A 7810-nucleotide genomic window follows, 5' to 3' on the forward strand; every position below is an offset into this window, starting at 1 on the left:
TTTCGTTTGCGCTTTGTAATGTAGGTGCGGTAAAGGTGGCGGTTTCGTTATCGAAACTGAAATCGTCAAGCGTTACGGGATTAAGAACTGAGGGAGCCCAGCTATAGGTGAGCGGCTGGGTTTCTGGGTCTGAGTGCTGTAAAGGTACGAGTTTTATGGCTGTATTAGGCGCAACAGTTCGCTCAGTTGGTATAAACGTAACAACCGGGGGCTCGTTAACTGCCGCCACTGTGACATCAACGGTATCGCTACTTGATTCGCCATCTTGAGTGACGGTTAACTCGAAGGTGAAAACTTGCTCTGCCAAGTAATTACCGGCAGTGAATGTGAGTATTGGCGTATTAACCCCCGCCAGAACGGGCTGCCCCATACCAAGATAACGCCAGCTATAACTAACCGATGCCGAAGCATTAAGCGCCAGGCCAACTAACTGAACTTCGTCGCCCTCTTGAATAGATGCATCATCACCAGCGTTGGCCATTAACACTGGAATATCAATGATATTACCGCCTGAACTCGATGAGCCAGCTTCGCTACTAGAACTACTTATTTCTGAACTACTTATTTCTGAACTACTGACCTCAGAGCTACTAACATCAGAACTTTCTTGAGAGCTGCTGCTTTCTGAAACCAAGCTGGAGGAAGACGGCGCGCTAGAACTATCGCCAACACTGCTCGATATTGTTGGCGATGGGTCCATGGGGTCGGTGGGGTCGGTATCTTGATCTAGCTCATCCGCATTAGTAATACCGTCGCTATCATCGTCAAAAGACAGGTCGTAATCGTTGTCAGCAAGCTCTAAGCGCGTTCGCTGGCCCGCTGTGATTTTAACCTCCTTCAAGGTCTCTGCCAGTACTAGCGGCCCATACCTAGGATCGTTATAAACAAACTGCACCGTAATAAAATGTGTACCTTCTTCGATGCTATCCATCCGGCCGGAGGCAGCACCATTGGCGATAATCAATGCCTGCCAATCGCCATTATTCAAACGTACGCGCGCAGACAGGTTGGCAAGCTCAACCTTATTCGACACTTTTTGCGGAATAGAGAAGGTACTTTGCTGGCCGTCTGGCTCAACATCCCATTCTTGCTTTTCACTCTTGTTGAAGCACCCCCCCAAAAAGGAAGAGCAAACTAAAGCTACAACTAGCATCCTGGCTGAAAATGTCACGCGACCACCTTGATTTATACTGTTTTTATCAACGAACTGAAGGGATTTACAAACCAGCGATGCAACCGCGCAACTGGCATTAACACAAAAAAACGAACTAATTAACGGGAACCGGCGTAGTGATGTCAATGTCGCCAGTATTATCACTACTTGGCCCTGGACCAGGACTTGAATCCGAGCCGCCACCCGCCGCACCGGCAATAACGGCCGCGGCCAATACACCTAGACCAACCCATAGCCACGTTTTTTTGCTCGATTTCTTTTTGATAGGTAGTACAGACTGGTTAGACCTTAAAGCCTGAGCCTGTTCAAAGCGTTGGTTCTGCTCAGCACTTGTTAGCGCTACATCCGATTGAGCAACCGCAACCATAAAGGGTTCGCCATTACTGCCGTACATCTCTAGGGTATTTCCAGCACTATCTGTGGCTTCAAAAAAATACTCTAAGCCTGAGGCGCTAATACTCTGACCGACGATCAACGCTTCATAATGCGCCGAGCCATCAAGGCTGCGCATCACAATTGGATTAAAGTTGCGAGTGCCCGATTCACGGTAATGCAGCACAACAGCCTGCACAGCGGTATCATCCGTTACCCTCGCGGTAACGAGGTGGTCATCACCGCGTGAGACGCTGTCTGTGGCGCGTTGATGCTCGATTTGAGGTGCAATAAAATCGATGGCGTACGCTGCTTGCGCACACAGAGAAGAAAGAAGTAGCAAGGAAAGAGAATAAGCGGCGATCCACTCGCGGCGCAAAGATCTATGCATATCTTTAATTCCTTTTAGGTTAAGGGCAATAAAATCATGGCGCGCATTTTAATGCTCTGTCATGAAACTGTCGACAACTGTTTAAATAATAAACAATCGCGCAAAAAAGTCAGGTTTCCACACATCCGTAGCGGAGCCCGCATGATACTTGGGATTACTCCCAAAAAGAATGTCATAACCAACCCAAAAAAGTGGTTTTTGGGTTGTAATAAACCAGATGTGATTCACATTATGTCGCAACAATCATCGACACGACACTAAAAGCAACAATCACAGATTCAAGGCCCCCAATGTCAGCACTTGGGAGCCTTGCCCCCTCTAAACACCCAAAAAAGCTAAGCCGCTACCACACGAACACGAATAACATGCTCGACAGCCTGTACGGCAGCAATCACTTCAGCGGTTGGCATTGCCGCGAGATCGATAATGCTATAAGCCAAGTCACCACGGCTTTTGTTCACCATATCAATCACGTTCACATCCAGCTCTTTAAAAATGGACAAGACATTTCCTAGCACGCCAGATACATTTTGATTGCTAAACGTTAATCGATAGCCTTCAACGGGGCCCATGGTCGTTACCGGGAAATTCACTGAATTGATGATGTTGCCGTGCTCTAAGAAATCACGGAGCTGGTTAGCAGCCATCATGGCGCAGTTTTCTTCAGCTTCAGCGGTGCTGGCACCAATGTGGGGAAGCGCAATCACATCACTTCGATTAATAACTGCCGGCTCTGGGAAATCACAGACATATTTACGCAGCTTTCCGCTGTCTAATGCTGCAAGCACAGCAGAAGTATCAACAATGGCTTCACGTGCAAAGTTTAATAGAACCAAACCTTCTTTAGCCGCCGCCAAGCTATCGCTATTGAACATGTTTTTAGTGGGCTCAATTGCGGGCACATGAATAGTCACATAGTCGGAACAAGCCAATAAACCTTGGAGATTTTCTTTGCGCTCTACCGACGCAGGTAAGCGCCATGCGGCTTCAACAGATAACGCAGGGTCAAAACCGGCAACATTCATGCCCATCGCCAATGCCATGTCGGCAACCATAGAGCCAATAGCACCCAGGCCAACAATACCTAATGTTTTGCCTGTAAGCTCGCTGCCGGCAAAGCGCTTTTTCTCTGCTTCCATGAGTTTCCCCATTTCAGCCGCATCGGTAATTTGTGTTTGTTCGTTGGCAAAATCACGGCCGCCAATAATATCGCGCGAAGCCAGTAACATGCCGGCCATCACCAATTCTTTTACCGCATTCGCATTCGCGCCGGGTGTATTAAACGCAACAATGCCTTTCGCTGTATAGCTTTCAACAGGCACATTGTTTACACCAGCGCCGGCACGGGCAACCGCCATTAAAGACTCAGGGATAGCCTCATCGTGTAACTTATGGCTTCGCAAGATATAAGCTTCAGGCGCCTCGACATCTGCACCTACCTGATAATCACCACCGTCAAAGCGACTAAGACCTTTTTCAGAAATTTTATTGTACGTTTTTACCTTAAACATAATGCCCTCTGTCGTGGTTTCGCTGTAAACACCGCGCTTTAACTGCGCGAGTATTCACTCGTACAGCCTGCAACCACATGATTATTTGAATATTGGAAGAGTCGAATATCTTTACAAACAAGAAAGATACCGCTAAACAAAACACCACAAACCACTGATTTATATAGACTTATAAACATTGGCAAAGATAATGCTTTAAGGCTGTTACCTTACCGACCTCCGGGGTTGGCTGGGTAAACCTTGTTTCTTTGATTTGCCTCGGGTCTCGCGACCCGGGGTTTTTTTTGGCTTAAATAAAGCCAAATTTAAACCAACACAGAAGAATCGCTTCCGTGCTGTCGCTCGGCATTAGCCTTGTGTAACTTCTTTGTATGCCCACTCAATCCAAGGCATCAGCAAGGCAACATCCGTCGGTTCAACCGTCGCGCCGCACCAAATGCGAATACCCGGAGGCGCATCACGGTAAGCACCAATATCGTAAGCAACACCTTCGCTACCCAACAATTTCACCATCGCTTTGACTTGATCCGGTTCGGCATTTAACGTTAAGCAAACGCTAGTCGTCGAATGAGTCTCGGGATCTTTGGCTAGGAAGTTTATCCAGTCACTAGCCGCAACAAACTCGGCAACGGCTTGGTAACTTGCATTACAACGGGCAATCGCCGCGCTGGTGCCACCAATAGACTCAATCCAGCCCAATGCGTCTAAATAATCGGCAACCGCTAGCATTGAAGGCGTATTAATAGTCTCGCCTTTAAAAATACCTTCGATCAACTTGCCGCCTTTCGTCATGCGGAATAACTTAGGCATCGGCCATGCTGGGGTGTAAGACTCTAAACGCTCTACTGCACGCGGGCTTAAAATTAGCATGCCGTGTGCGCCTTCACTGCCCAGCACTTTCTGCCAAGAGAAGGTCACGACATCAAGCTTCTCCCAAGGCATTTCCATCGCGAAAACGGCTGAAGTCGCATCACAAATCGTCAGACCTTCACGGTCATCAGGGATCCAATCGCCATTTTTCACTTTTACGCCAGAGGTCGTGCCGTTCCAAGTGAATACGATGTCGTGACTGAAATCGACTTCGCTCAACGCTGGAAGCTCACCGTAGTCAGCTTTGAAAATGCAGGTGTTTTCGAGCTTCAATTGTTTGGTAATGTCGGTAACCCAGCCCAAGCCAAAAGATTCCCAGCCACAAACATCAACCGGGCGCTGGCCTAACAACGACCACATAGCCATTTCAACAGCGCCGGTATCAGAACCCGGCACAACACCAACACGGTAACCTTCTGGCAAGCCTAGTAACTCAGCTGTTTTGGAGCAGGCTAAGCCTAGCGCCACTTTACCAAGGCTAGAGCGGTGTGACCGACCAAGGGTGCTAATATCCAAATTAGCAACATCGTAACCCGGGCGCTTACTGCAAGGGCCCGATGAGAAATTAGGGTTTTGGGGTTTAGCTTGTGGCTGCATGCGCATCCTCTACAACAAATAGTGAAAACAAAATAGGAAAGTGTGGTGTCAAATCGGCAGCCATTATGCCAGTCGCAGCGCTAGACTCAATACACATCACGCTAAATTAGTACAACATGGCATATAGCTTTTGCTGATAGCGAATCGCCAGCGGGTCGCCCTTACCCACAGTCGCCAGTACATCCATATAAATACGCTTTAAATCGCCATCTTTAGCATTTAAGTTTTTCTGTAATACGCTCCACAACAGCACCAAAGCCTCTTCATTATGCTGATGCTGTGAATACTGCGCCGCGAGCGCCTGAACAACCTCCAAATCATCAGGGTTAGCCGCGTGCTGGGCTTCTAGCTCTGTAATTTCGGGCGCTTTGGCCGCATTTTGGGCCAGCTCCAACTGTGCGAGAAGCTGTGTGTATTCAGGGCCGTGGTCAACCATTTTAATGGTGCCCAACAACTCCTCTGCATCACTTAAACGCCGAGTAAGAATCAAGCCGGATGCCAGCGCAAACGCAACGCGGGCATCTTGTGAAGAGTCTTGATAAGCACTACGCAATAGCGCGATACCTTCAGCACCTTCACCTTGCTCTACTTTTTGCAGGCCCTCTTGTACCGCAGCCTCCCAGGGTGCTGGTAAATATTTAGCCAGTAGTTCACGCACGGCAGCCTCTGGTTGCGCGCCTTGTAAGCCATCTACAGGCTGCCCATTATGCATAACCATAATTGTGGGCAGGCTTTGTACGCCAAACTGCCCCGCCAAGTCTTGTAGCGCTTCGGCGTTTACTTTGGCCAATAGAAATGCACCGTCGTATTCTATGGCCAGCTTTTCCAAGATCGGCATTAAGCTTTTACAGGGCTCGCACCAGTCTGCCCAAAAGTCGACCAAGACCGGCCTAATTGCCGATTCATCTATCAGGTATTGTTTTGCGTTGTCGTAAGTTATATCAACGATATGCTCATTGGTCGTTGGTAAAACAGAATTTGGATCCACAGTGCCCTCCGGCTAATAAAATGTAGTGATATTAATCATGTTGCAGCGCATTAATCATCCTAGCGCTTGCATGTTTACGCTGCGCATCATAGCCTACTTACAGAGCGATTTGCCGAGTCGTAAGACTGCCGCATACTGCTGCAACTTACTACAAAGTAACACCGCTGAAAAATGAAGCCCATACAAACTCCCCTCTCTCAGTTTGTATGGGCTTTTTCGTTTACTGCCCAAGCCAAAAGCTAATATGTACTCGGTAATACTCCCATAAAGCGTTTATAGTAAGGAAGCACTCAAAGGCTCACTTCACTCAAAAGCTAATCGCCATGACTACGCCATCCACCTTCGGAAAAATTTTCATTAATATCAGCTGGATCTTACTGATTATCGGCTTGGGTTACCTGTTTCAAAAAATGTTGGAGCACAAAGAAAATCCCAACCAAAACCCCACCAGCCTTAACACTGCGGCCTTTACAGAAGTGGTGCTCACGCGCAACCAACAGCACCACTATGTGGCCAGCGGCTACATCAACAATTTCCCCGTTACCTTTCTGGTCGATACTGGCGCAACCCACGTTTCTGTTGGTGCTGACCTAGCCGAGCGCATAGGGCTAGAGCGTGGCTATCAAGGTATTGCCCATACTGCCAATGGCAATACAACCACCTACGCCACCACCCTCGACAGCCTGAATATCAGCGATATCCACTTTGAGAATGTTCGTGCCAGCATCACCATGGGTATGCAAGGCGATTCCGTTTTGCTGGGTATGAGCGCACTTAAAGATGTTGAGCTAACCCACAAGAATGGCAAGCTGACCATTCGGCAACACAACTAAGAGGCCTGTTAAAGACTATTGTTCAAAGCTGAAACCTGGCGAGTAACCGTGAAAACCATCGTAATCTTGCTTACTTAGGGGTACGCCAAAATGCCTCGCAATACCATAAACAGCATTCAAGTGAAAAAAGAAGTTAGGCACAATATAAAGCGTAATAAAATCTTCCGCAGGCAAACTAACATCACTGAACCCGGCTTTTTCACTGAGCACTGTAGAAGAGGGGCATTGTTGAGTCGGTAGCTGTTTTAAATGCGCGATGGTTTGCTCTATTTGTTGATGCAGTGCATCTACCGTTTCAATATCACTATCAAAGCTGACTACTGGCTCTCCCACTAGCGGGCAACACCCTCGTAAAGTGAAATTTGCGGCAGCTCGCACCTGATTCACTAAAGGCAACATATCCGTGTGCAGACGAGCACCGAGCAATTCATCCCCCTTCGCCTCCTTAATAAGCCCCAGCACATGCTGTAATTGTCGTAAATAATGCTCAAATAAACGAATCGGTTCAAACATATTATGTCTCCTTGAATCTTCGATATAATCGCACGCACACGCCCGATTAAAAACCCAACTGAGCAATAACATGACACCCGAAAAAAAAACAGAGATAGAAGCCGCTACCTTCCGCCGCCTACTTAAGCACCTAGACGACAATAAAGATGTGCAGAATATCGATTTGATGAACCTTGCAAGCTTCTGCCGCAATTGCCTAGCCAAATGGTATGGCACTGCGGCAGAAGAAGCCGGGGAGCAAAGCAGTTACGAACAAAGCCGCGAAGCGGTGTACGGAATGCCTTACAGTGAATGGAGAGAGAAACACCAAAAGCCCGCTACACCAGAACAACTCGCGGCCTTTAATAAAGCTCAGTAATCTTTTAATTTCGAACTAGGCGCACTCTTAATTGCTCGCCAGCAGAGCCGTTAACAAAAGCGCCGTCAGAAAAATCAATCGCCCAAACAGTCGGCTGCGAAAAGTAAATTAGCGGGGTGGATGTCCAGAAGACGCTCCCCATTGTTTCGCTACCTAGCGGAAATAGCTGACTATTCAGTGCCGGCAAACGGCACTGATATTCA

Annotated in this window: 9 protein-coding genes; 2 read left to right on the plus strand and 7 right to left on the minus strand. The window is 47.9% G+C overall.

Going from position 1 to position 7810, the window contains the following annotated elements; all coding sequences use genetic code 11:
• From AC3A8L_RS17785 to AC3A8L_RS17805, 5 genes are all read right to left on the minus strand, one after another.
• Positions 1-1171, minus strand: a 1171-nt coding sequence (locus AC3A8L_RS17785) for a thrombospondin type 3 repeat-containing protein (RefSeq protein ID WP_487963619.1), incomplete at its 3' end; no start/stop codon positions are given.
• Positions 1172-1268: 97 nt separating this feature from the next.
• Positions 1269-1937: a hypothetical protein gene (locus AC3A8L_RS17790; protein ID WP_487963620.1), complete on the minus strand. Its 669-nt coding sequence runs from the start codon at positions 1935-1937 to the stop codon at positions 1269-1271.
• 335 nt (positions 1938-2272) lie between these two features.
• Positions 2273-3448, minus strand: coding sequence for a 3-phosphoglycerate dehydrogenase family protein (locus tag AC3A8L_RS17795; protein ID WP_487963621.1), 1176 nt, complete (start codon positions 3446-3448; stop codon positions 2273-2275).
• A gap of 348 nt (positions 3449-3796) precedes the next feature.
• Positions 3797-4915: a phosphoserine transaminase gene (locus AC3A8L_RS17800; protein WP_487963622.1), complete on the minus strand. Its 1119-nt coding sequence runs from the start codon at positions 4913-4915 to the stop codon at positions 3797-3799.
• A 106-nt stretch (positions 4916-5021) separates the two neighbouring features.
• Positions 5022-5903, minus strand: a complete 882-nt coding sequence (locus AC3A8L_RS17805; RefSeq protein ID WP_487963623.1) for a tetratricopeptide repeat protein — start codon at positions 5901-5903, stop codon at positions 5022-5024.
• 323 nt (positions 5904-6226) lie between these two features.
• Here AC3A8L_RS17805 and AC3A8L_RS17810 point away from each other — a divergent pair, with 323 nt between their 5' ends.
• Positions 6227-6736: a retropepsin-like aspartic protease family protein gene (locus AC3A8L_RS17810; RefSeq protein WP_487963624.1), complete on the plus strand. Its 510-nt coding sequence runs from the start codon at positions 6227-6229 to the stop codon at positions 6734-6736.
• Positions 6737-6751: 15 nt separating this feature from the next.
• Here AC3A8L_RS17810 and AC3A8L_RS17815 read toward each other — a convergent pair whose 3' ends face one another.
• Positions 6752-7249, minus strand: coding sequence for a DUF1993 domain-containing protein (locus tag AC3A8L_RS17815; RefSeq protein WP_487963625.1), 498 nt, complete (start codon positions 7247-7249; stop codon positions 6752-6754).
• Between the two features lie 70 nt (positions 7250-7319).
• Between AC3A8L_RS17815 and AC3A8L_RS17820 the strand changes: the two genes are divergently transcribed.
• Positions 7320-7607 carry a DUF1244 domain-containing protein gene (locus tag AC3A8L_RS17820; RefSeq protein ID WP_487963626.1) on the plus strand — a complete coding sequence of 96 codons (288 nt, stop codon included), beginning with the start codon at positions 7320-7322 and terminating at the stop codon, positions 7605-7607.
• Between the two features lie 4 nt (positions 7608-7611).
• Here the strand turns inward: AC3A8L_RS17820 and AC3A8L_RS17825 are convergent.
• Positions 7612-7810, minus strand: a 199-nt coding sequence (locus AC3A8L_RS17825) for an Lcl C-terminal domain-containing protein (RefSeq protein ID WP_487963627.1), incomplete at its 5' end; no start/stop codon positions are given.

It is taken from the genome of Marinagarivorans sp. (assembly GCF_982758155.1).

Bases quoted from the DNA above. Each gene is read 5' to 3' on its own strand.
- AC3A8L_RS17790 (WP_487963620.1), bottom strand. From the start codon at position 1,937: ATGCATAGATCTTTGCGCCGCGAGTGGATCGCCGCTTATTCTCTTTCC.
- AC3A8L_RS17795 (WP_487963621.1), bottom strand. From the start codon at position 3,448: ATGTTTAAGGTAAAAACGTACAATAAAATTTCTGAAAAAGGTCTTAGT.
- AC3A8L_RS17800 (WP_487963622.1), bottom strand. From the start codon at position 4,915: ATGCAGCCACAAGCTAAACCCCAAAACCCTAATTTCTCATCGGGCCCT.
- AC3A8L_RS17810 (WP_487963624.1), top strand. From the start codon at position 6,227: ATGACTACGCCATCCACCTTCGGAAAAATTTTCATTAATATCAGCTGG.
- AC3A8L_RS17815 (WP_487963625.1), bottom strand. From the start codon at position 7,249: ATGTTTGAACCGATTCGTTTATTTGAGCATTATTTACGACAATTACAG.
- AC3A8L_RS17820 (WP_487963626.1), top strand. From the start codon at position 7,320: ATGACACCCGAAAAAAAAACAGAGATAGAAGCCGCTACCTTCCGCCGC.